At 62.4% G+C, this 20319-nt stretch carries 20 protein-coding genes; 17 read left to right on the forward strand and 3 right to left on the reverse strand.

Annotated features, from left to right (window positions below):
• Nucleotide 1: 1 nt before the first annotated feature.
• Complete coding sequence (locus FDP25_RS08175; protein WP_154150636.1) at nt 2-580, reverse strand: DUF1285 domain-containing protein; 579 nt, start codon at nt 578-580, stop codon at nt 2-4.
• Between the two features lie 69 nt (nt 581-649).
• On the opposite strand from FDP25_RS08175, the gene FDP25_RS08180 reads away from it, so the two are divergent.
• Genes FDP25_RS08180 through FDP25_RS08195 form a run of 4 tightly spaced genes read left to right on the forward strand, consistent with a single transcriptional unit; the run spans nt 650 to nt 7333 of the window.
• Complete coding sequence (locus tag FDP25_RS08180; RefSeq protein ID WP_154150638.1) at nt 650-1657, forward strand: AAA family ATPase; 1008 nt, start codon at nt 650-652, stop codon at nt 1655-1657.
• Nucleotides 1654-2538 carry a DUF58 domain-containing protein gene (locus tag FDP25_RS08185; protein ID WP_343031992.1) on the forward strand — a complete coding sequence of 295 codons (885 nt, stop codon included), beginning with the start codon at nt 1654-1656 and terminating at the stop codon, nt 2536-2538. Before FDP25_RS08180 ends, FDP25_RS08185 begins: the two co-directional genes overlap by 4 nt.
• Nucleotides 2535-5285, forward strand: coding sequence for a DUF4159 domain-containing protein (locus FDP25_RS08190; protein WP_154150640.1), 2751 nt, complete (start codon nt 2535-2537; stop codon nt 5283-5285). The genes FDP25_RS08185 and FDP25_RS08190 overlap by 4 nt, the downstream gene beginning before the upstream one ends.
• Entirely contained in the window at nt 5282-7333 is a 2052-nt protein-coding gene (locus FDP25_RS08195) for a hypothetical protein (RefSeq protein ID WP_154150642.1), read from the forward strand. The genes FDP25_RS08190 and FDP25_RS08195 overlap by 4 nt, the downstream gene beginning before the upstream one ends.
• 440 nt (nt 7334-7773) lie before the next feature.
• On the opposite strand, the gene FDP25_RS08200 is transcribed toward FDP25_RS08195, so the two are convergent.
• Entirely contained in the window at nt 7774-8481 is a 708-nt protein-coding gene (locus FDP25_RS08200) for a DUF599 domain-containing protein (protein WP_154153279.1), read from the reverse strand.
• An 82-nt stretch (nt 8482-8563) separates the two neighbouring features.
• On the opposite strand from FDP25_RS08200, the gene FDP25_RS08205 reads away from it, so the two are divergent.
• From FDP25_RS08205 to FDP25_RS08230, 6 genes are all read left to right on the forward strand, one after another.
• Nucleotides 8564-10003, forward strand: a complete 1440-nt coding sequence (locus tag FDP25_RS08205; RefSeq protein WP_154150644.1) for an FAD-linked oxidase C-terminal domain-containing protein — start codon at nt 8564-8566, stop codon at nt 10001-10003.
• A 28-nt stretch (nt 10004-10031) separates the two neighbouring features.
• Nucleotides 10032-11204, forward strand: a complete 1173-nt coding sequence (locus FDP25_RS08210) for an FAD-binding protein (protein WP_343031993.1) — start codon at nt 10032-10034, stop codon at nt 11202-11204.
• The gene (locus tag FDP25_RS08215) at nt 11201-11566 is read left to right on the forward strand and encodes a hypothetical protein (RefSeq protein ID WP_154150646.1); all 366 of its coding nucleotides are present in this window, start codon (nt 11201-11203) and stop codon (nt 11564-11566) included. Before FDP25_RS08210 ends, FDP25_RS08215 begins: the two co-directional genes overlap by 4 nt.
• Complete coding sequence (gene glcF / locus FDP25_RS08220) at nt 11567-12898, forward strand: glycolate oxidase subunit GlcF (RefSeq protein ID WP_154150648.1); 1332 nt, start codon at nt 11567-11569, stop codon at nt 12896-12898. It abuts the gene before it with no gap.
• A gap of 55 nt (nt 12899-12953) precedes the next feature.
• A complete protein-coding gene (locus FDP25_RS08225) occupies nt 12954-13763 on the forward strand; it encodes a trypsin-like serine peptidase (RefSeq protein ID WP_154150650.1) in 810 nt (269 codons plus the stop codon).
• 136 nt (nt 13764-13899) lie between these two features.
• Complete coding sequence (locus tag FDP25_RS08230; protein WP_154150652.1) at nt 13900-14367, forward strand: Hsp20 family protein; 468 nt, start codon at nt 13900-13902, stop codon at nt 14365-14367.
• Between the two features lie 62 nt (nt 14368-14429).
• On the opposite strand, the gene FDP25_RS08235 is transcribed toward FDP25_RS08230, so the two are convergent.
• Nucleotides 14430-14843: a universal stress protein gene (locus FDP25_RS08235; RefSeq protein WP_154150654.1), complete on the reverse strand. Its 414-nt coding sequence runs from the start codon at nt 14841-14843 to the stop codon at nt 14430-14432.
• A 172-nt stretch (nt 14844-15015) separates the two neighbouring features.
• Here FDP25_RS08235 and FDP25_RS08240 point away from each other — a divergent pair, with 172 nt between their 5' ends.
• From FDP25_RS08240 to FDP25_RS08270, 7 genes are all read left to right on the forward strand, one after another.
• Nucleotides 15016-15357, forward strand: coding sequence for a hypothetical protein (locus FDP25_RS08240; protein ID WP_154150656.1), 342 nt, complete (start codon nt 15016-15018; stop codon nt 15355-15357).
• A 56-nt stretch (nt 15358-15413) separates the two neighbouring features.
• Nucleotides 15414-16028, forward strand: a complete 615-nt coding sequence (locus FDP25_RS08245) for a c-type cytochrome (RefSeq protein WP_154150658.1) — start codon at nt 15414-15416, stop codon at nt 16026-16028.
• A 2-nt stretch (nt 16029-16030) separates the two neighbouring features.
• On the forward strand, nt 16031-16945 hold the full coding sequence (locus FDP25_RS08250; RefSeq protein WP_154150660.1) for a c-type cytochrome: 915 nt from the start codon (nt 16031-16033) through the stop codon (nt 16943-16945).
• The gene (locus tag FDP25_RS08255) at nt 16942-17388 is read left to right on the forward strand and encodes a c-type cytochrome (protein WP_154150662.1); all 447 of its coding nucleotides are present in this window, start codon (nt 16942-16944) and stop codon (nt 17386-17388) included. Before FDP25_RS08250 ends, FDP25_RS08255 begins: the two co-directional genes overlap by 4 nt.
• A 63-nt stretch (nt 17389-17451) precedes the next feature.
• Nucleotides 17452-18339, forward strand: a complete 888-nt coding sequence (locus tag FDP25_RS08260) for a LysR family transcriptional regulator (RefSeq protein ID WP_154150664.1) — start codon at nt 17452-17454, stop codon at nt 18337-18339.
• 82 nt (nt 18340-18421) lie between these two features.
• A complete protein-coding gene (locus FDP25_RS08265) occupies nt 18422-19240 on the forward strand; it encodes a putative hydro-lyase (protein ID WP_154150686.1) in 819 nt (272 codons plus the stop codon).
• Nucleotides 19241-19274: 34 nt separating this feature from the next.
• Entirely contained in the window at nt 19275-20306 is a 1032-nt protein-coding gene (locus FDP25_RS08270; protein WP_154150688.1) for a TRAP transporter substrate-binding protein, read from the forward strand.
• Nucleotides 20307-20319: the final 13 nt, after the last annotated feature.

Raw genomic sequence — 20319 nt, forward strand, 5'->3', positions numbered from 1 at the left:
GTTAATCGGGCAGGTCGGAGGAGGGGATGATGCGAAAGAATTCGCCCCCCGACCAGAGGCCGAACCACCCTTCCACGTGCGCGCCTATATCCACCAGCCGGTAAAAGCTTTTGCGGTCGATGAGCGCCTCAAGATTGTCGCGGACGAGGACATAGGGGGAGGGCTCCCCCGTCTGGGCATCCCGCTCCACGCGAATCGGGTTGTCCGGCCCTGCGACCATACGGTCGCCGACGTTGGTCTCGAACACCAGTTCCTGTGCCTGCCCCTCGCCTTCTGCCTCGAAATCCACGGCGACAAAGGGCGCGTCATCGACGGTGATTCCCACCTTCTCGACCGGCGTGACGAGGAAATACTTGTCGTCATCCTTCCGCAGAATGGTGGAAAACAGGCGCACAAGCTCGGGCCGTCCAATCGGTGTGCCAAGGTAAAACCACGTGCCATCCCGCGCGATACGCATGTCCAGATCGCCGCAAAACGGGGGGTTCCACTGATGTACGGGCGGCAGGCCCTTGCCCTGGGCGGCGCGGGCAGCCTCGGCGAGGCTTTCGGCTGACGGGGTCGTGATCGAGTCGTTGCTCATTGCTTTTGCCATTTCCATCTCGCGCGATACACTCATAGGGAAGGATATAGATTGCAGGAGGGTTTTGCCATGTCCGATGACGCCGATCTTTTGGCCGGGCTTGAGGCGCTCGAAGGAAAGCTGGCGCAGGCGCGCGCCTCGATCACCCGCCGGTTCATCGGGCAGGAAAGGGTGGTGGACCTGTCGCTTGCGGCGCTTCTGTGCGGCGGCCACGGGTTGCTGATCGGGCTGCCGGGGCTGGGCAAGACGCGGCTGGTCGAAACGCTTTCAACGGTCATGGGCCTTGATGCCAACCGGGTGCAGTTCACCCCCGATTTGATGCCCGCCGATATCCTCGGCTCGGAAGTTCTCGAAACCGGGGCCGATGGCACACGCGAATTCAAGTTCATTCCCGGCCCGATCTTTTGCCAGCTCTTGATGGCCGACGAGATCAACCGCGCCTCGCCCCGGACGCAATCGGCGCTGTTGCAGGCGATGCAGGAACGGCAGGTGACGGTCGCGGGGCAAGATCGCCCGCTGACCCCGCCCTTCCACGTGCTGGCCACGCAAAACCCGATAGAGCAGGAAGGCACCTACCCCTTGCCCGAGGCGCAGTTGGACCGGTTTTTGGTGCAGATTGACGTGCCCTACCCCGACCGCGACACCGAGCGAGAAATCCTACTGGCCACCACCGGCACCGAGGAGGAGGAGGCACATCAGGTCTTTACGCCCGAGGAGTTGATCGCGGCGCAGGGAATGCTGCGCCGGATGCCCGTGGGCGAAGGCGTGATGGAGGCGATTTTGGACTTGGTCCGTGCCTTCCGGCCCGATGATCCGACGGCGCCCGAGACTGTGCGCGCCTCGGTGGCATGGGGGCCGGGGCCACGGGCGGCGCAGGCGCTCATGCTGACTTGCCGGGCGCGGGCGATGTTGCAGGGGCGTCTGGCGCCTGACATCGATGACGTGGCCGCCATGGCACAGCCCGTGCTGGTGCATCGGATGGCGCTGAGTTTTGCGGCGCGGGCACGGGGCGAGAGCCTTGATGCGCTGATCGCCGAGACCGTGGGCCAAGTAACCCGGAGCGAGGCCGCCGCGTGATAGAAACCGCCCCCCTACGACCAAGGGCCGAGGCCGAGGCCGCCGCCCTGCCGCCCCTTCTGGCCCGTGCCGAGCATCTGGCCGGGGCCGTTTTGCTGGGCGAACATGGCCGCAGGCGGGCGGGGGTGGGCGATGACTTCTGGCAATACCGCCCGATGCAGCCGGGGGATTCACGCCGCATGATCGATTGGCGCCGGTCGGCCAAATCGGACACGCAGTTCATCAAGCAACGCGAATGGCAGATTGCCCAAAGCGTCATGCTTTGGGTGGATCATGCCGCCTCGATGCGTTTTGCCTCGAATGACGACCTGCCGCAAAAGGCCGATCGTGCGCGCCTGTTGGCACTGGCGACGGCGATTTTGCTGAACCGTGCAGGCGAACGCGTGGGCCTTTCGGGCACAGACCTGCCGCCGCGCCGGGGACAGGTGCAGATCACCCGCCTGACCGAGGCCCTGACGCATGAGGACGAGGCCGCGCCGGATTACGGCGCGCCGGAGTTGCGGGGGATGTTGCCCCATTCCCGCGCGCTGTTCCTGTCGGATTTCATGGGGCCGGTGGAAGGCGTGCGTGCCGCGCTGACCAAGGCCGCCGACCGGGGGATTCGCGGTGTTGTCCTGCAAGTGCTGGACCCTGCCGAGGAATCCTTCCCCTATCGCGGGCGGACGATTTTCGAATCCATCGGCGGGAGTTTAAGCCATGAAACGCTGAAGGCGTCGGAGTTGCGCGACAGGTATCTGGAACGGCTGGCCGAGCGAAAGGCCGAGTTGCAGGATCTTTGCGCCGCGACTGGCTGGCATTATGGGTTGCACCATACTTCGGACAGCGCGCAATCGGCGCTTTTGTGGCTCTATTCCGCCTTTGAACGAGGGGGCGCGCGATGATGATTGGCCCCATAGGCTTTACCGCGCCCTGGCTTTTGGTGGCGCTGGCGGCCTTGCCGATCCTGTGGTTGATCCTGCGGGCGGTGCCGCCCGCACCCATCCGCCGTCGGTTTCCCGGTGTGGCGCTTTTGCTGGGCCTGCGCGACGACGACAGCGTCACGGACCGCACGCCGTGGTGGCTGTTGCTGTTGCGGATGCTGGCGGTGGCGGCGATGATCGTTGGTCTTGCCGGGCCGGTGCTGAACCCGCGCACCGACGGCGAGCAGGCCCGCACCGGGCCGCTTTTGATCGTGCTGGATGCTTCATGGGCCAGCGGGCGGGATTGGCGCGCACAGTCGGATTTGCTGGACTCGATGCTGGCCGAGGCGGGGCGCGCGGCGCGGCCCGTGGCACTGTTGCGCCTCACCGACCCCGAACCGCCCGCCTTCCAGGCCGCCGAAAGCTGGCGCTCACGGTTGACCGGGCTGGCCCCGGTCCCTTGGGCGCCTGAGATGGAAGGCATTGCCGACCGCCTGCCGGAGGGCGAGTTCGAAACCCGCTGGTTCTCAGACGGCTTGGCGCGCGAGGGGCGCGAGAATTTGCTTGAGGCACTGGAGGCGCGCGGCCCGGTGACGGTGCATGAAAGCCCCGCGCCCACCTTTGCCCTGCGCCCGGCGGTGATGGCCGACGGGATTGTCGAACTCACGGCCCTGCGCGCCCGCCCCGGTGCGGCGCGCGAGGTGACGGTCGAGGCGCATGGCCGCGACCCTCAGGGGATTGCGCGTATGCTGGCCGCCCTGCCCCTGACGTTTGCCGAAGGCGAGGTTCAGGCCAGTGGCGAGCTTTCGTTGCCTGCCGAATTGCGCGCCCGCCTGACCCGGTTCGAGATTGCCGGGCAAGGCCACGCCGGGGCCATAAGCCTGACCGACGACAGCCTGAAACGGCGCGAGGTGGCCCTGATTGCCGGGCGCGAGGATCGCGAGGGGTTGGAGCTTCTGTCGCCCCTGCATTACCTTGAACAGGCCCTCGCCCCGTCGGCGGATATGCTGGATGGGGCGCTGATGGATATCCTGCCTGCCAACCCTGACGTGATCGCGCTGGCCGATGTGGCGACGCTCGCCCCGGCGGAGCAAGAGGCGCTGCTGGAGTGGACGGAAAGCGGCGGGATGCTCCTGCGTTTTGCCGGGCCGCGTCTGGCGGCCTCGGATATTTCCCGCGATGACGAGGCGCCGCTGATGCCCGTGCGCCTGCGCGCCGGAGGGCGCAGCGTGGGCGGTGCCATGTCCTGGGGCGAACCCAAATCGCTGGCCCCCTTTGCCGAGGACAGCCCGTTTTTCGGCCTGTCCATCCCCGGTGACGTCACGGTATCGGCGCAGGTCATGGCACAGCCCGACCCGACTCTGGCCTCCCGCGTCATTGCACAACTGAGCGACGGCACGCCGTTGGTGACGCGCAAGCAGGTGGGATCGGGGCAGGTGGTCCTGTTCCACGTCACCGCCAATGCCGAATGGTCCAGCCTGCCCTTGTCGGGCCTCTTCGTGCAGATGCTGGAGCGGCTGGCCGTGTCCTCGGTGGTGGCCAAGCCCGACGCGGCGGAACTTCAGGGGACGACATGGCAACCGGCGCAGGTTCTGGATGGCTTCGGACGTTTGCAGGAGGCGGGCACCCTGCCCGGTGTCGCCGGTGAGGCGCTTATTGACCCACAACTTGGCCCTGACCTGCGGCCCGGCCTCTACGACGGCCCGGACCGCCGGCTTGCCCTTAACGTCACCGCAGCCGAAACCACGCTGACCCCCATGACATGGCCCGCCCGCGTCCCGGTCGAGGGGCTTGCCCGCCCCCCCGAGGCCCCCTTGGGGGGCTGGCTTCTGGGCCTTGCGATGCTGTTGTTGATGGGGGATATCATCGCCTCGCTGGCCCTGTCGGGGCGGTTGATGCCCACCCGCGCCACGGCGGTTTTTCTGGCTGGTTTGCTACTGATCCAGCCCCCCATGGCCGAGGCACAGGGCGCCACCGACAAACCCCTGACCGCCGCCTCGGAGGTGGTGCTGGCCCATGTCCTGACGGGCAATCGCGACGTGGACGAGACCGCCCAAGCGGGCCTGCGGGGCCTGTCGGAAACCCTGTTTTTCCGCACCTCGGTAGAGCCGGATGACCCCATCGGCGTGAACCTGGAAACCGATGAACTGGCCGTTTACCCGCTGCTCTACTGGCCCATCACGCCCGATCAGCCGCTGCCGTCCGACGTGGCCTATGCCAAGCTCAACACCTACCTGCGCACCGGCGGGATGATCCTGTTCGACACCCGCGACGCCAATGTCGCCGGCTTCGGGGCCTCCTCGCCCAATGGCCAGATGCTGCAACGCCTCGCACAGCCTTTGGATATTCCGCCACTTGAACCGGTGCCCGACGATCACGTGCTCACGCGCACCTTCTACCTGCTCCAGGATTTCCCGGGCCGCCACTCGGGCCGCTCTGTCTGGGTCGAGGCCGCACCGCCCGATGCCGAACAGGTCGAGGGGATGCCCTTCCGCAATCTCAACGACAACGTCACCCCGGTGGTGATCGGCGGTAATGACTGGGCCTCGGCATGGGCCATGGACGAGCGAGGCAACCCCCTGTTCCCGGTGGGGCGCGGTTTTGCCGGGGAACGCCAGCGCGAACTTTCCTATCGCTTCGGGGTGAACCTTGTGATGCACGTCCTGACCGGCAACTACAAATCCGACCAGGTGCATGTTCCGGCGCTACTGGACAGGCTTGGCCAATGACCTCGACACTCGTCTTCGACCCCCTTCTGCCCTGGGCGCTGATCGCAGCGCTGGCCGCGACGATGCTTGCCGGTCTGGCGCTGGCGCTTTGGCGGGGGCTGTCGGGCTGGGCGCTGCGCGGGCTGGCGGCGCTGGTGATCCTCGCCGCGCTCACCGGGCCGGTCTATCAACAAGAGGATCGCGCGCCGCTGTCGGATATCGTCCTGCTGCTGGAGGATGAAAGCGCCAGTCAGGGGTTATCGGACCGTGCCGCGCTGACCACACAAGCGGCGCAAGACCTTGAGAACCGTCTGACCGCCCGGCCCAATACCGAGGTCCGGCGGATCACCGTACCCGACGGTCAGGACAACACCGGCACGCAGGCCATGACCGCCCTTGCCCAGGCCCTGGCCGAGGAACCGCAAGGCCGGATCGCCGGGGCGATCCTGCTGTCTGACGGGCGGGTGCACGACGTGGAACGCGCACCCGACCTGCCCGCGCCGTTGCACCTGTTGCACACGGGCCGCGAGGGCGATTGGGACCGCAAACTGACCATCGAAAACGCCCCGGCCTTCGCCATTCTGGGCGAAGAGGTCACCATGACCCTGACCATAAGCGACGAGGGCGCGGCCCCCGAGGGGTTGGAGGATGTGCCGCTCGACATCGCCATCGACGGGGAAGAGCCGCAACGCTTCAACGTGCCGCTTAACCGTCAGATCGAATTGCCCCTGACCCTGCCGCATGGCGGGCGGAACGTGTTGCAGTTCACCACGCCCATGGTGGAGGGCGAATTGACCGACCGCAACAACACCGCGCTGGTGCAGATCAACGGCGTACGCGATCGCCTGTCGGTGCTTCTGGTCTCGGGAGAGCCGCACCCGGGCGGGCGGACGTGGCGCAACCTGTTGAAATCCGACAGCTCGGTGGATTTGGTGCATTTCACCATCCTGCGCCCCCCCGAGAAACAGGATGGCGTGCCGGTGCGGGAACTCTCGCTCATCGCCTTTCCGACGCGCGAGCTTTTCCTTGAGAAGATCGAGGATTTCGACCTGATCATTTTCGACCGCTACAAACGGCGCGGCATCCTGCCCTCGCTTTATCTGGATAACGTGCGCAATTACGTGGAAACCGGCGGGGCCGTCCTGATCGCGGCGGGGCCGGATTTCGCCAGTGCCGACAGCCTTTATCGCACGCCGATTGAATCGATCGTGCCCGCCCGCCCCACGGCGCGGGTTCTGGAAGAACGCTTTCGCCCCGAGGTCACGGAACTGGGTCAGCGGCACCCGGTCACGGCAGGGCTGGACGGGGTGTTCGAGGGCGAATGGGGCCGCTGGATGCGACAGATCGAGGTCGAACAAACCTCGGGCGATGTGGTGATGACGGGGCAGGGAGACCGCCCGCTTCTGGTGCTGGACCGGGTGGGCGAAGGGCGCATCGCGCTTTTGGCGTCCGATCATGCGTGGCTTTGGAACCGGGGATTCGAAGGCGGCGGGCCACAGTTGGAATTGCTGCGGCGGCTTGCGCATTGGATGATGAAGGAACCCGAGCTTGAGGAAGAGGCCCTTTGGGCCGAGGCCACGGGACAGCAAATGCGCATCATCCGCCGGAGCCTGTCCGAGGAGGTCGGCCCCGTCACGATCATCACCCCCTCGGGCGAGGAGGTGGAGCGCAGGTTGGAAGAGGTCAGCCCGGGCCGTTTCGAGGCACTTTATGACGGTCCTGAAATCGGACTTTATCGCTTGGAAAACGACGAGCATTTCGCCGTGATCGGCCTTGGCCCGGCGGCCCCCGTTGAGTTCGAGGAAACCATTGCCAGCGCCGCACCGCTCTCGGATGTGCTTGAGGCCACCAATGGCGGCGCGAAACCCTTGGCCGGTGGCCTGCCGCGCATTCGCGAGGTCAACCCGGGCCGTCCGGCCTCGGGGCGCGGCTGGATCGGGATCACGCCGCGCGGGGCCTATGAAACGCTCAGCGTCACACAAACCGCGCTGTTACCGGCGTGGCTTGTGCTGTTGCTGGCTGCGGGGTTGATCACCGGCGGCTGGCTGCGCGAGGGGCGGCGAACCTGAAACCCGATGCCGGGTTTACCCTTCCCACGCCAGGCCTTCGGCCTTGCGCAAGGCATCTTGTGGGTCCGGTGGCCAAACCTCTCCCCTTTTGGGCAGGGTTCGCCGGTCTGATCCCGGCACTTCGCTCCGGGGTCGCCTTTCGGTTTGCTCGGGGACACAAAGACACCCGGCGCCACATCCGCCCACCACATTGCAGGGGCGCGACTCTCCGGGGGCTTGCGCGTGATGCTTTGGCGGTTTGACCGGTCCAAGCAGGACCTCAATGAAAAATCGCAGCATTCTGCCGCTCCTGTCTGTCGGTGTCTGACGTGCAGGCAGGGTGGCGGAGGAAAGTTAACATCGCGTTTCGCGACGGGAATTTCGTACGAGTCGTACGCTTGCAGCCGGCAAGGGGCGGATTTTCGTACGAAACACCGGTGGTCATCGTACGAGTCGTACGATCACCCTTCGGCGTTTTCCGCCTGCAACAGAACCGCGCGGGAATGTGACGCGAATTCACGCCGCAGCAACACGAGGCAAGTAAAGATCACCGCCCCGATCAAGGCCCCCGCCCCCAAGAGCCAAACCGTTGATGCCAAAGCGAAATAAATCGATCTGAGCCCCCGGTTGAAACCTTTTGCGGCGGTGATGTTGATCTCGCCCGCCTTGCGCGCCCGCGGCATGGATTTGGGATGATCGGCCTCGTTCGGCACCGCCGCCATCAGCACCGCGCAATACCCGAACAGGCGGTTCGACCAGACAAACTTGAGAAAGGCATTTGCGAGAAAGATCAACAAAACCAACACCTTGGCCTCCCATACAATGGTCGGATCAGAGTCCAGTGTCAGGTCAGAGGCCACACCGATGAAGCGTTCCATATTTCCAAAAAGGGCAAGGCACCCCCCGATCGCGATCATCGTGGCCGACCCGAAAAAGGCCGTGCCCTGACGCAGTGAACTCAGGATCTGCGCATCGAAAATTCGGGGGTCACGTGGCACCATCTGCACCATCCATTCCCGCCGGTACTGCGCCATGAGCACAGACACGGACGGGTGGTTTTTCGGTGGATTTTCAACCAGTAAGCCGATTAGAAGCCACGACACCATAAGCAGCGCCACCGCAACGGCATCCAGCGGCGAAAACAGGGCAAGGCGGTCCATCCAATCCATGTTACGACGATAGCGCGCCTGCATTGAACTTGCCAGACACGTCAATTGGTTATATTTTATTACCAATGAGGAGGGTTCACCCATGGAAATGCCCCGGCCAAATCCGGCCATCCTATCCTGCAAAGCAGAATTGGTTGAGAAATTACAAAGGGTTATGCCCTCTGACGCGGTGATCTCGGACCCGATGGAGACTCGCGCTTATGAATGCGATGCCCTGACGGCCTATAAGTGCGCGCCCCTTGCCGTTGTCTTGCCCGGCTCGACACAGGAGGTCGCGGAGGTGCTGCGCATCTGTCATGAGATGGGCGTTCCCGTCGTTCCGCGGGGGGCCGGCACATCGCTGGCCGGGGGTGTTCTGCCGACCGAGGACAGCGTGATCCTGAGTGTGGCACGCCTGACGGAAGTCCTTGAAACAGATTACGACAATCGCTTCATCCGGGTGCAGACAGGGCGGACCAACCTGTCGGTCACGGGCGCGGTGGACGAACAGGGATTCTTTTATGCACCTGATCCGTCCAGCCAGTTGGCCTGCGCCATTGCCGGCAATATCGCGATGAATTCAGGTGGGGCGCATTGCCTGAAGTACGGGGTGACCACCAACAACCTGATGGGCGTGACCCTTGTGCAGATGGACGGCACCATAGTGGAATTGGGCGGCGCGCATATGGATTCGGGCAGCTATGATTTGTTGGGGGTTGTCTGTGGCTCGGAAGGGCAGCTTGGCGTCGTGACCGAAGCCACCCTGCGCATCCTGCCGAAACCCGAGGGCGCGCGCCCCGTATTGATGGGCTATGACAGTAACGAGGTGGCCGGACAGGTCGTTTCGGACATCATCAAGGCGGGGGTCCTGCCGGTGGCGATCGAGTTCATGGATCGCCCCTGCATCCGCGCCTGCGAGGCCTTTGCCAAGGCGGGCTATCCCGATTGCGAGGCACTGTTGATCGTCGAGGTCGAGGGTAGCGAGGCCGAGATCGACGAACAACTTGAAACCATTATGAAAATCGCCCAATCGCACAACCCTGTGGAGCTGCGCCAAAGCACCAGTGCCGAAGAAAGCGCGCGTATCTGGCTGGGCCGGAAATCGGCCTTCGGGGCCATGGGGCAAATCAACGATTACATGTGCCTGGACGGCACGATCCCGGTCAGCCAACTGCCTTACGTGCTGCGCCGGATCGGCGAGATGTCCGAGGAATTCGGCCTTGGCGTGGCGAATGTCTTTCACGCAGGCGACGGCAATATGCACCCGCTGATCCTGTATAATGCCAACACGCCGGGCGACCTTGAGAAATGCGAGGCCTTCGGGGCCGAGATCCTCAAGCTTTGCGTTGAGGCCGGTGGGTGTTTGACCGGAGAGCATGGCGTGGGGATCGAGAAACGCGACCTGATGCTGGATCAATACGCGCCGGAGGATCTTGATATCCAGATGGCGGTAAAGGATGTGTTCGACCCCAAGTGGCTGTTGAATCCGGCCAAGGTTTTTCCGTTGTCCAGCAGCGAAGCGCGCCGCGTTGCGGCTGAATGATGGCCTGAAGGTTTTGAAAAGAGTGACCATGCTGACACCCCAAAGCGAAGCAGAATTGGCCGAAATCGTGGCCGGGGCCGATGTCCCTTTGCGCATCATCGGGGGCGGCACCCGGCCCATCGGCGCAAGCGCGGCCTCGGAGGTTCTTTCAACCGCGGGGATAAGCGGGATCACCCTGTATGAACCGGGCGCCCTGACCCTTGTCGCCAAGGCCGGAACACCCGTGGAAGAGATTGAGGCGGCCTTGGCCGAAGAAGGCCAGATGCTGGCCTTTGAGCCGATGGATCACCGCAGGCTTCTGGGCACAAGCGGCACTCCGACGATCGGCGGCGTGGTGGCGGGCAATGTCTCGGGGCCGCGGCGTGTATCTTCGGTGGGGGCCTGTCGCGACAGCCTTTTGGGAGTGCGTTTTGTCGATGGCGCGGGCCGCATCCTGAAGAACGGCGGGCGGGTGATGAAGAATGTCACCGGCTATGACCTCAACAAGCTGCTATGCGGATCGTGGGGTACTCTTGGCGTGCTGAGCGAGGTGGCCTTGAAGGTGCTGCCGCGTCCAGCGGCCACGGCGACACTGACGCTGAAGGATGTGGCCTCGGATCGTGCCGTACCCGCCATGGCCGCCGCGCTTGGCACGCCTTACGAGGTGAATGGCGCGTTTTTCGGTCCCTATGGGCCCGAGGGTGGGACGCTTCGTATCCGGGTGGAAGGCGCGCTTTCATCTGTCAAATACCGCGCCGAGGAACTGGCGAAATGCCTTGCGCCCTATGGCGAGGCGGAGATTGAAACGGATGCCGAAGCGAACCGCGCGCTTTGGATCGATATTCGCGACATGGCCTACCTTGCCGACAAACCCGTGGTCCTGCGATCCTCGATCAAACCGGGGGATGCGCCGGGGTTCGTGGATGGCCTGCCCTCCTCGCATCCTGCGCTGCATTATTTCGACTGGGGTGGCGGGTTGATCTGGACGGCGGCGGAGGCCGCGCCGGATGATGGTGCGCGGGGCCTTGTCAGCTCCATGCAGGCCGCAATGACGGAAACCGGCGGGCACAGTACGGTTTTGAAGGCGCCGGATGGCTTGCGGCAGGGCGTATCGACATTTCAACCGCCGGTTTCCGCCGTGGCCGCAATCGAGGCCGGATTGCGTGCGCGGTTCGACCCGCAGGGCCTGTTCAATCCCGGCCTCATGGGGCAAGCGGCATGAGCATGTGGTTGGCCTTCGCAATGATCTTCGTAGCGGGCCCCATGGCCTTTTGGGTGTTGACCCGGCAACCGGCAACGCGGGGCTACCTTGTGGCGCTATGGGCTATCACTTTTGGCTTGATGGCCCTGGCCTTCGGATTGGCCAACTATGGCATTAGCCTTGCCATTGAGCCGCGGCTCATTGGCCTATCGGTGATCCTGTCCTTCTGGATGGCGTGGATCACGATGCTGTCCCTGATCATGCTGGCGGTGCGGCGGCGGGCCGATACGCCCGGCGTACAACGTGTGGCTTTTGTCGTGGGCGCAATGGCAACCACCCTGCCCTGGTTCGGGCTATACGCAGCGAAAATGGTGGCAGAATAGATGAAAACGGAATTCACCGCAGAGCAGCTTCAGGACCCCGGCACCGAGCGGTCCAACCAGATTTTGCGAACCTGTGTGCATTGCGGGTTCTGCACCGCGACCTGCCCCACCTATCAGGTGCTGGGCGACGAGTTGGACAGCCCCCGGGGGCGGATCTACCTGATCAAGGACATGCTGGAGAATGACCGAGTGCCCGACGCCCGGACGGTCAAGCATATCGACCGCTGCCTGTCGTGCCTTGCCTGCATGACGACCTGCCCATCGGGGGTGCATTACATGCACCTGGTGGATCATGCGCGAGAGTATATCGAAGAGCGCTACAAACGGCCCATGGGAGAGCGCGCCTTGCGGTGGATACTGGCCAAAATCCTGCCCTATCCGGGGCGGTTTCGGCTGGCGCTTCTGGGGGCCAAGATCGGGCGGCCCTTTGCCTTCTTGATGCCAGATGCACGGTTGAAGGCCATGCTGGAAATGGCGCCCAAGCAGGTGCCGCCGGTGTCGCGAAACGACGATCCGCAAGCCTTCGCCGCCAAGGGCGAACGGCGCAAGCGCGTGGCCCTGATGACGGGTTGTGCGCAGAAGGCCCTGAATACCGATATCAACGATGCCACCATTCGACTGTTGACGCGGTGGGGGTGCGAGGTGGTTGTGGCCGAGGGCGCGGGCTGTTGCGGGGCATTGACGCATCACATGGGCAAGACCGGCGAAAGTCATGCCACGGCGGCGAAGAACATACTCGCTTGGGCCGCCGAGATGGATGGCGAGGGGCTGGACGCCATCGTGATCAACACCTCGGGTTGTGGCACGACGATCAAGGATTATGGCCATATGTTCCGCAATGAGGGTTTGGCCGAAGATGCCGCGCGGGTGTCGGACATTGCCATGGATGTGAGCGAGCTGCTGATGCAGCTTGACCTGCCCGAGGGTGCGCCGAAGGATCAGGTTGTGGCCTATCACGCGGCCTGTTCGTTGCAGCACGGCCAGCAGATCAAGACTTATCCCAAGGATTTGCTGAAGCGCGCGGGCTTTGCCGTGGTGGAACCTGCCGACAGCCACCTGTGTTGCGGCAGTGCGGGGACCTACAACCTGATGCAGCCGGAGATCTCCAAGCAACTCAAGGCGCGGAAGATCGAAACGCTTGAGGCCAAGGGCCCCGACATTATCGCCGCTGGCAATATCGGCTGCATGATGCAGATCGGATCGGGCACCGGGGTGCCGGTGGTGCATACCGTGGAGCTTTTGGATTGGGCGACGGGCGGGCCAAAGCCCCCGGCCCTGAGTGCAGATCGCGATACCGGACCGCAGGTGCCAAACCTGCGCGGCGCGCCCTAATTCTGCCTCAAAGCGTTGCTACTTCCGTCACAGGTTTCAATCCCATGGAGGTGTTATGCTGCGGTCGTTGTTGATGATCATTCCGGTGGTATGCATTGCCGTGACGGCACAGGCGGAAGACAGTCGCCTGGAACGTCTGGACACCGGGGATGACAGCCGCATGTGGCAGGCCGTTGGCCGCCTCGACATTGACGGGCGCGGATTTTGCACCGGTGCGTTGATTTCGCCCAAACTGGTGCTGACAGCAGCGCATTGCCTGTATGACAAGCAAACCGGGGCGCGCGTAAACCACGAGACGGTCGAGTTTCTGGCCGGCTGGCGCAATGGCCGGGCCGAGGCATATCGCTGGGTCAAGCGGGTGGCCATCCACCCGGAGTATGAATTCAACAACGACGTGGCCGCCGAGCGGGTGCGTAACGACGTGGCCCTGCTGGAACTGCATCACCCGATCCGCAACACGCGGGTCATTCCCTTCAAGACCGACATTCGCCCGCGCAAAGGGCAGCGCATCGGCGTTGTATCCTATGCCAAGGATCGCTCCGAGGCCCCCTCGCTTCAAGAGGTTTGCGACGTGATGGGGCGCCAGCAAGGGGTGCTTATCATGTCCTGCGATGTGAACTTCGGGTCATCAGGCGCACCGATCTTCAGTTTCGAGGCGGGCGAGCCACGGGTTGTTTCGGTGGTGTCGGCCATGGCCGAGGTCGAAGGAAAAAAGGTGTCGCTGGGGACCCAGCTTCAGAAGCCTCTTGATCTACTGTACCGGCAACTCGACGAGAACAGGATCGTGACGCCACGGACAGGCAGCCAAAGCCGGTTTTCCAGCGGCAAGGACCGCCAGACAAGCGCCAAGTTCGCCAAGCCGTGACCGATTGTCAGGACTTGAAAACCCTGATTCCCTACCCCAAATCCAGATTGTCCCGGTGCCTCGATTGGGCCGGGAGATAACCGCCTGTCCCTTTCGGGAAGGCTCAACATCGGTATCGCTCAATGGAGGATGACCAATGCGAAACTTTGATCTTGCGCCACTGTACCGCGCAACCGTCGGCTTTGACCAAATCGCCGATATGATGGACCGGGTTCTGTCCAACGATATGGCGCAACCCACTTACCCCCCTTACAACATCGAAAAAACCGCCGACGATGCTTACCGAATTTCGATCGCGGTCGCAGGCTTTGCCGATAGCGACCTGTCGGTCGAGGTGAAGGAAGGCGCGCTCGTCGTGTCGGCCCAAAAAGCCGAGGACGATGGCGAACGCAGCTTCCTGCATCGCGGCATCGCGACCCGCGCATTCGAGCGGAAATTCCAACTGGCCGATCACGTGCGCGTGACTGGCGCGAGCCATGCCGATGGCATGCTGCATATCGATCTGGTGCGCGAAGTACCCGAGGCGCTAAAACCGCGCCGTATCGAGATTGCCAGCGGCGACGCGGTGGAAAAGGACGTGGTTGACGCAAAAGCCGTCAACTAACCAGTTCACCTTTTAACCGAAATGGCCCGGCCGAGGTTCGGCCGGGCTTGATATTTTGTGGCTTAGCCACGCACCACATAAACCGAACACTCGGCGTGGGTCACAACGTGGCTCGCCGTGGTGCCAAGCAGGTAATCTGACACCTTGGGGTTGGCCGACTCCATCACGATCACATCGACATTACGCTCATCGGCCAGCTTGACGATCTGCCGATGCGTCGCGCCTTTGCGCACGACGTACTCCACATCCACACCTTCGGCGGGGTGGGCGGCGACGAATTTTCTCAATTCATCGCCCCAGTATTTGTCGGAATCGTAGATATTCAGGTTCCGCTCGATCTCGGGGGCAACAGTAGCGACGATCAGTTTCGCGCCACGTCGTTGCGCCATTTCGACGGCCTCGTCATAGGCATTGTATTCAACTTTGATATGCCGAAGATTGAGCGGGCAGAGGATCAGTTTGGTTTCGCGGGGCATTGGGGCACCTATAATTGCGCTGTATTGCGCTTGATCAGGATGCACGCGCATATCTGAATTGTGAATACAGCTTTGTATGTAAGCGGCAAAGTTACGGGCAAAACCGTCATCTGCGAAACTTCTTCCGTATTGAGCAGTTGACAACAGACAGGAGCGCGGAACATCTTTGAACATGTTGCGCTACCCGGCATATTCCATGACATCGACTTTGCTGTCGCTATTGCTTTTGGCGATGAGCTTTACCGTGTTTTTCCCGACAACGGCGAAGGCGCATGATACATCTTTCGAGGTTAGCATGACTTCCGATGCAAGCCACATGGATGGGGATGCCAACTTCGGCAACAGTTCTACGGATTGTTGTCATGTTGACGGGGGATGCATCACATTTGCCGTGGTTCAACCTCCTAATTCGCTGGTTATTGGGAGAACGGGAAACCTTCAGGTCAAACCTGCGGGGGCCATACGGCACGCTTCCCGACTCGATATCGCCGATCCGCCGCCGCCGCGTCCCTGATCCCTTTAGTCGCCTCATGTTCGGGGCGTTCGATACCGGGATCAAGGGAGACAAAAATGACCATTCGAAACCTGATGTTGGGCGGTGCGATTACCGCCACTCTTGCCGTGAGCGCATGGGCGCATTCCGGCGCAAGCGGTGTTGTGAAAGAGCGCATGGAGATGATGGAATCCATGGGCGATGCCGTGAAGGCAATCAAGCCAATGATGACCGGCGAGGCCACCTATGACGCAGATGCGGTGCGTAAAGCGGCACGCACTATTGCGGCGCAGGCCGGTGATGACCTGACCTCGCTTTTTCCGCAAGGAACCGATGGAGCCCCGTCAGAGGCTCTGCCGACTGTCTGGACAGAGCGGGAACGCTTCGAAGACTTGGCGGATGCGCTTGAGCAAGCCGCACTTGGGCTTGAGCGCGCCGCCGACAACGGCCTGCACGCCGGGCAATCCGGCATGATGGGCGGGCAGTCCGGCATGATGGGGGATCAGTCCGGCATGATGGGCGGCATGATGGGGGAACAGTCCCCTATGATGGATGGCCAAACCGGGATGATGGGCATCGGCAACATGATGAGTGCCGAACACATCGGGCAGATGCCTGCCGATGGGGCCTTTGTCATGATGACGCAGGTTTGTTCAGCCTGCCATGACCGATACCGTGAGGAAGATCACTAATCATGCGTCGGTTTATTGTGGTTGGCGTCGCCTTGATCGTAGCGGTCACGGCGGCGAGTGGTGCCTTGGCGCTTTGGCCCATTGGTACGGCTGTCACGCTGGCCGAACGACAGGGGGACCCAAAGCGCGGGGCTTATCTGGCGCGCGCCGGGGGCTGTATCGCCTGTCATTCCGATCCCGGCTCGGGGCGGCCTGCCTTGACCGGCGGTGCGCCGATCGAAACAGGGTTCGGGCGGTTTGTGCCGCCCAACCTGACCCAGCATAAGACGCTGGGGATCGGGGCATGGACAATCGAAGACTTCGCCCGTGCCGTCCGACAGGGTGTCGCCCCCGGTGGGGAACCCTATTACCCGGCTTTTCCCTATCCGTTCTACGCGGATTTGAGCGATCAGGACATTGCTGACCTTTGGGAAGCTTTCCGAACCGTGGCCCCACGGGACGTAGACCCCGGAAGCCATACAATCACCTTCCCCTTCAATCTGCGATTTGGGCTGAAACTGTGGCGGGCCGCATTTGCCGAGACGCCTCCGGCCGCGCCCGTGCCTGAACGATCGGACGCGTGGAACCGTGGTAAATGGCTGGTGCGGGGGGTGGCGCATTGTGGGGCCTGTCATACCGACCGAAACTTTTTGGGTGGACGCGATACGGCACAGCGCCTTGCAGGGAGTGACAACCTGCCCGGTGGCGGCAAGGCCCCGGCCATCACCGCATCCGCCCTGAAGGAGGCGGGTTGGAGCGTTGACGATCTGGCCTTTGCATTGAGATCCGGCGTGACGCCGGAGGGAGATACCTTTGGCAACGGGATGGGTGAAGTCGTTCGTGACAGCACCGCGTGGCTACGCCCGGAGGACCGGCGCGCCATCGCCTTGTACCTGTTGAACCAAGACAAACCGATGTCCAAGGAGACAAATGAATGAGCAAAAAACTGGGACTTATTGCAGCCATTGCAGCCTTGGCCGGTGTCGGGCTGTTCCTGTGGAATGGCCAAAACGGTGGCATGCAACAGGCGGGCAAGGATAATACGCCACTGCCGCAAGGGGCCGCCTTGGCGGACGTGCGCGTACCAGACGGCCTGTCACAGCAGGCACAGATGGGCGAGCGGGCGTTCAATGGTGTTTGCGCCGATTGTCATGGCAAGAAGGCCGCTGGCCGACAAGGCATGGGGCCGCCCTTGGTGCATAAGATCTATGAACCATCGCACCATGGCGACATGGCCTTTCATCTTGCGGTCAAGAATGGCGTGCGGGCGCATCATTGGCCTTTTGGGAACATGCCGTCACAAAGCGGCCTGACCAAGGGGGATGTTTCGGCCATCGTCGCATATGTCCGGGAATTGCAACGCGAGAACGGGATCGAATGAAACCACGCAGTCCCGGAGTGATCGGCACTGTCCGGGCTGCGGAACTGCTGTAAGGTTCTCAGCATGTCGCGAATCAATCTTGAACAGTTGCGCACCTTCTTGACGGTTGTCCGCATGGGCGGTGTCGGCAAGGCCGCACAGGCCCTCAACCTGACCCAACCCGCAGTGACAACCCGAATTCGCAACCTTGAGCAAAGCCTGTCTGCGGACCTGTTTGACCGGACAGGAACAGGTTTGCGTCTCACCAAACGGGGCGAGTTGTTGTTACGACATGCCGAGCAATTCGAACAGTTGGGCGAGTTGGTGGCGCGCGATGTGATCGACCCTCAGGGAACGGAGGGGCATTTGAGGCTTGGGGTCTCGGAGACAGTTGCACAATGTTGGCTCCCCGAATTCATTTCACGCTTGCACGAGGAATTTCCCAAGCTGGAGATCGAGATCAACGTCGATATTTCCTCGAATCTTCGGGCCGGGCTTTTGGACCGGGAGATTGATCTTGCCGTGCTTCTAGGGCCGATCTCGGAGTATTCCGTCGATAACATCGAACTGCCGGGATTCGATCTTGCATGGTACAGAACATCCGGGGAGGGCAAGCCTACAGGTAGCTTTTTCGATCGTCCCGTCATCACCTACGCGCGCAACACCCGGCCCTATCGCGAATTGAAGGCGGAACTTTTCCAGCGTGAGGGGCCGGGAATACCGTTGTTTCCCTCCTCCTCGCTTTCGGCCTGTTTCCGTCTGGTCGAGGCCGGGCTTGGCGTCGCGGCCCTGCCGCGTACCCTTGGTGCGGATTACGTCGAGCAAGGCAAGATCGTTGAGTTCGATCCAGGCTGGAGCCCCTCGCCATTGCGTTTTTCGGTATCTTACATGGGCGAGCCGCGCAGCCACATGGTGGCCAAGGCGGCACAGATGGCGCAGGACGCGGCGATACGCTACGCGAGGAATAAATAATCTTTATGACAAAGGGTAATTTTATTCGATTTGTATTTATGTGAAGCGCGGGCAATCCTGACGACTCAGGAGGGCCGTGAATTTGGGTGTCACATATCTAGATTTAAAGAATGCAAATGTCGCGCGGGTCCGCGCCGCAATTCGCAGCGGCGATTACACAGGTCACACCGCTGGTTTGGGCGCAGGATACCTTCAGGCGAATGTGGTGATAATGCCCGAGGCATACGCCCTCGATTTCATGCGCTTTTGTCAACGCAATCCCAAGCCCTGCCCGCTGACAGGCGTATCGGATACCGGCGTTCCGATGATGCAAACCATGGGGCAGGACATAGACATTCGCCGTGACGTTCCCGCCTATAGTATTTACCGCGATGGCGTTCTGAACGGGTCGGCCACCGATATTTCCGACCTTTGGCAGGATGACATGGTCGCCTTTGCCTTGGGGTGCTCTTTTACCTTTGAACATGCCGTTCAGACGGCGGGGATTCCACTGTGGCACATTCAGAACGACACCACCGTACCGATGTTCCGCACCTCGGTTCAAACTGTGCCCGCCGGGCGGTTCGACGGGCCGATGGTTGTCAGCATGCGCGCCATCCCCCAAGGTCGGATAGACGAAGTGACCGAGATTTCGCGGCGGTACCCGCTGGCTCATGGCTCGCCGTTGCATGTGGGTGATCCGGGCAAGATCGGTATTGCCGACGTCACGCAACCGGATTGGGGCGACCCCGCGCCGATTGGCCCCGGAGAGGTGCCTGTGTTCTGGGCCTGTGGGGTGACCCCGCAAGTGGCCATTGAACAAGCACAGTTACCGCTGTGCATCACCCATAAGCCCGGTCACATGCTGATCACGGATGTGGCCGAGGATGCCGAGGTGCCGATCCTGCGGCATCCGGAATGAAGACCAAATCGCGAAACCAACAAGGAGAGACAAAATGAAACATATTCTTGGAACCGCGGCCTTTGCCGCATTGATGGCTGCTCCCGTGGCCGCCGAAGACCTGTCGGTCGTTGGAAGCTGGTCCAGCCTTCCGCTGCATCAGCAATACGAGGCCCCCTTCTGGACCGAGACCCTGCCCGAGGCCTCGGGCGGCGAGATCAACGTCTCGCTCACCACCCATGGCCAGATGAACCTTGGCGTGGCGGATGTCTTCCGCCTATTGGGCGACGGTGTTTATGACGTGGCGATGACCGTGGCAGATTACGCCGTGGCCGATGAACCCGCGCTTGAAGGCCTCGATGTGCCGCTACTGGCGCTGTCGGCGGATGAGGCGCGCGCCATGGTCGATGCCGCGCGTCCGATGGTCGAGGACATCTATCGCGACACTTTCAACAGCAAGGTTCTGGCAATCGCCCCCTATCCTCCACAGGTCGTGTTCTGTAACGCCGAGGTGAGCGAACTGGCCGACCTGGAAGGCAAGAAAGTGCGCGCCTCGGGCCGGATGACGGCCAAGTTCCTTGAGGCGCTTGGCGCGGAAGGCGTCAACGTCAGCTTCTCGGAAGTGCCGGGCGCGCTTCAGAAGGGCGTGGTGGATTGCGCCGTGACCGGGGCCGGTTCCGGCTATAGTGCCGGGTGGTGGGAGGTTTCCACACACCTGATGGCGATCCCGCTTGGCGGATGGGATTCGGTTGTCACCGCCATGAACATGGACAATTGGAACAGCCTTGATGCCGAAACGCAGGATCTGATCACGTCGCAGATCAAGACCGAGTTCGAAGAGCCCGCATGGAACGCGGCGCAAGACGCGCTTGTGAACGACATCGCTTGCCTGACCGGCAATGGCGACTGCCCTGCGGGCGAGGCGCGCGACATGACCTTGGTCGATGTCTCGGAGGCTGATTTTGAGAAGGCGCGCGACATCCTGATTACCGAAGTACTGCCCGACTGGGCCGAGCGCGCAGGCGGTGATTGGGCCGAGCGTTGGAACGGGTCGGTCGGCGATGTGGTCGGCGTGACCATCGAGTAACCCGACACAAGGA

Origin of the sequence: Roseovarius bejariae (assembly GCF_009669325.1) — a bacterium.
Classification (GTDB): domain Bacteria; phylum Pseudomonadota; class Alphaproteobacteria; order Rhodobacterales; family Rhodobacteraceae; genus Roseovarius; species Roseovarius bejariae.

Excerpts from the sequence above, each read along its gene's own strand:
- FDP25_RS08195 (WP_154150642.1), top strand. The coding sequence starts at position 5,282 with ATGACCTCGACACTCGTCTTCGACCCCCTTCTGCCCTGGGCGCTGATC.
- glcF (WP_154150648.1), top strand. The coding sequence starts at position 11,567 with ATGAAAACGGAATTCACCGCAGAGCAGCTTCAGGACCCCGGCACCGAG.
- FDP25_RS08180 (WP_154150638.1), top strand. The coding sequence starts at position 650 with ATGTCCGATGACGCCGATCTTTTGGCCGGGCTTGAGGCGCTCGAAGGA.
- FDP25_RS08235 (WP_154150654.1), bottom strand. The coding sequence starts at position 14,843 with ATGCCCCGCGAAACCAAACTGATCCTCTGCCCGCTCAATCTTCGGCAT.
- FDP25_RS08255 (WP_154150662.1), top strand. The coding sequence starts at position 16,942 with ATGAGCAAAAAACTGGGACTTATTGCAGCCATTGCAGCCTTGGCCGGT.
- FDP25_RS08240 (WP_154150656.1), top strand. The coding sequence starts at position 15,016 with ATGTTGCGCTACCCGGCATATTCCATGACATCGACTTTGCTGTCGCTA.
- FDP25_RS08250 (WP_154150660.1), top strand. The coding sequence starts at position 16,031 with ATGCGTCGGTTTATTGTGGTTGGCGTCGCCTTGATCGTAGCGGTCACG.
- FDP25_RS08245 (WP_154150658.1), top strand. The coding sequence starts at position 15,414 with ATGACCATTCGAAACCTGATGTTGGGCGGTGCGATTACCGCCACTCTT.
- FDP25_RS08215 (WP_154150646.1), top strand. The coding sequence starts at position 11,201 with ATGAGCATGTGGTTGGCCTTCGCAATGATCTTCGTAGCGGGCCCCATG.
- FDP25_RS08260 (WP_154150664.1), top strand. The coding sequence starts at position 17,452 with ATGTCGCGAATCAATCTTGAACAGTTGCGCACCTTCTTGACGGTTGTC.
- FDP25_RS08210 (WP_343031993.1), top strand. The coding sequence starts at position 10,032 with ATGCTGACACCCCAAAGCGAAGCAGAATTGGCCGAAATCGTGGCCGGG.
- FDP25_RS08175 (WP_154150636.1), bottom strand. The coding sequence starts at position 580 with ATGAGCAACGACTCGATCACGACCCCGTCAGCCGAAAGCCTCGCCGAG.
- FDP25_RS08200 (WP_154153279.1), bottom strand. The coding sequence starts at position 8,481 with ATGGATTGGATGGACCGCCTTGCCCTGTTTTCGCCGCTGGATGCCGTT.
- FDP25_RS08225 (WP_154150650.1), top strand. The coding sequence starts at position 12,954 with ATGCTGCGGTCGTTGTTGATGATCATTCCGGTGGTATGCATTGCCGTG.
- FDP25_RS08205 (WP_154150644.1), top strand. The coding sequence starts at position 8,564 with ATGGAAATGCCCCGGCCAAATCCGGCCATCCTATCCTGCAAAGCAGAA.
- FDP25_RS08230 (WP_154150652.1), top strand. The coding sequence starts at position 13,900 with ATGCGAAACTTTGATCTTGCGCCACTGTACCGCGCAACCGTCGGCTTT.
- FDP25_RS08190 (WP_154150640.1), top strand. The coding sequence starts at position 2,535 with ATGATGATTGGCCCCATAGGCTTTACCGCGCCCTGGCTTTTGGTGGCG.
- FDP25_RS08270 (WP_154150688.1), top strand. The coding sequence starts at position 19,275 with ATGAAACATATTCTTGGAACCGCGGCCTTTGCCGCATTGATGGCTGCT.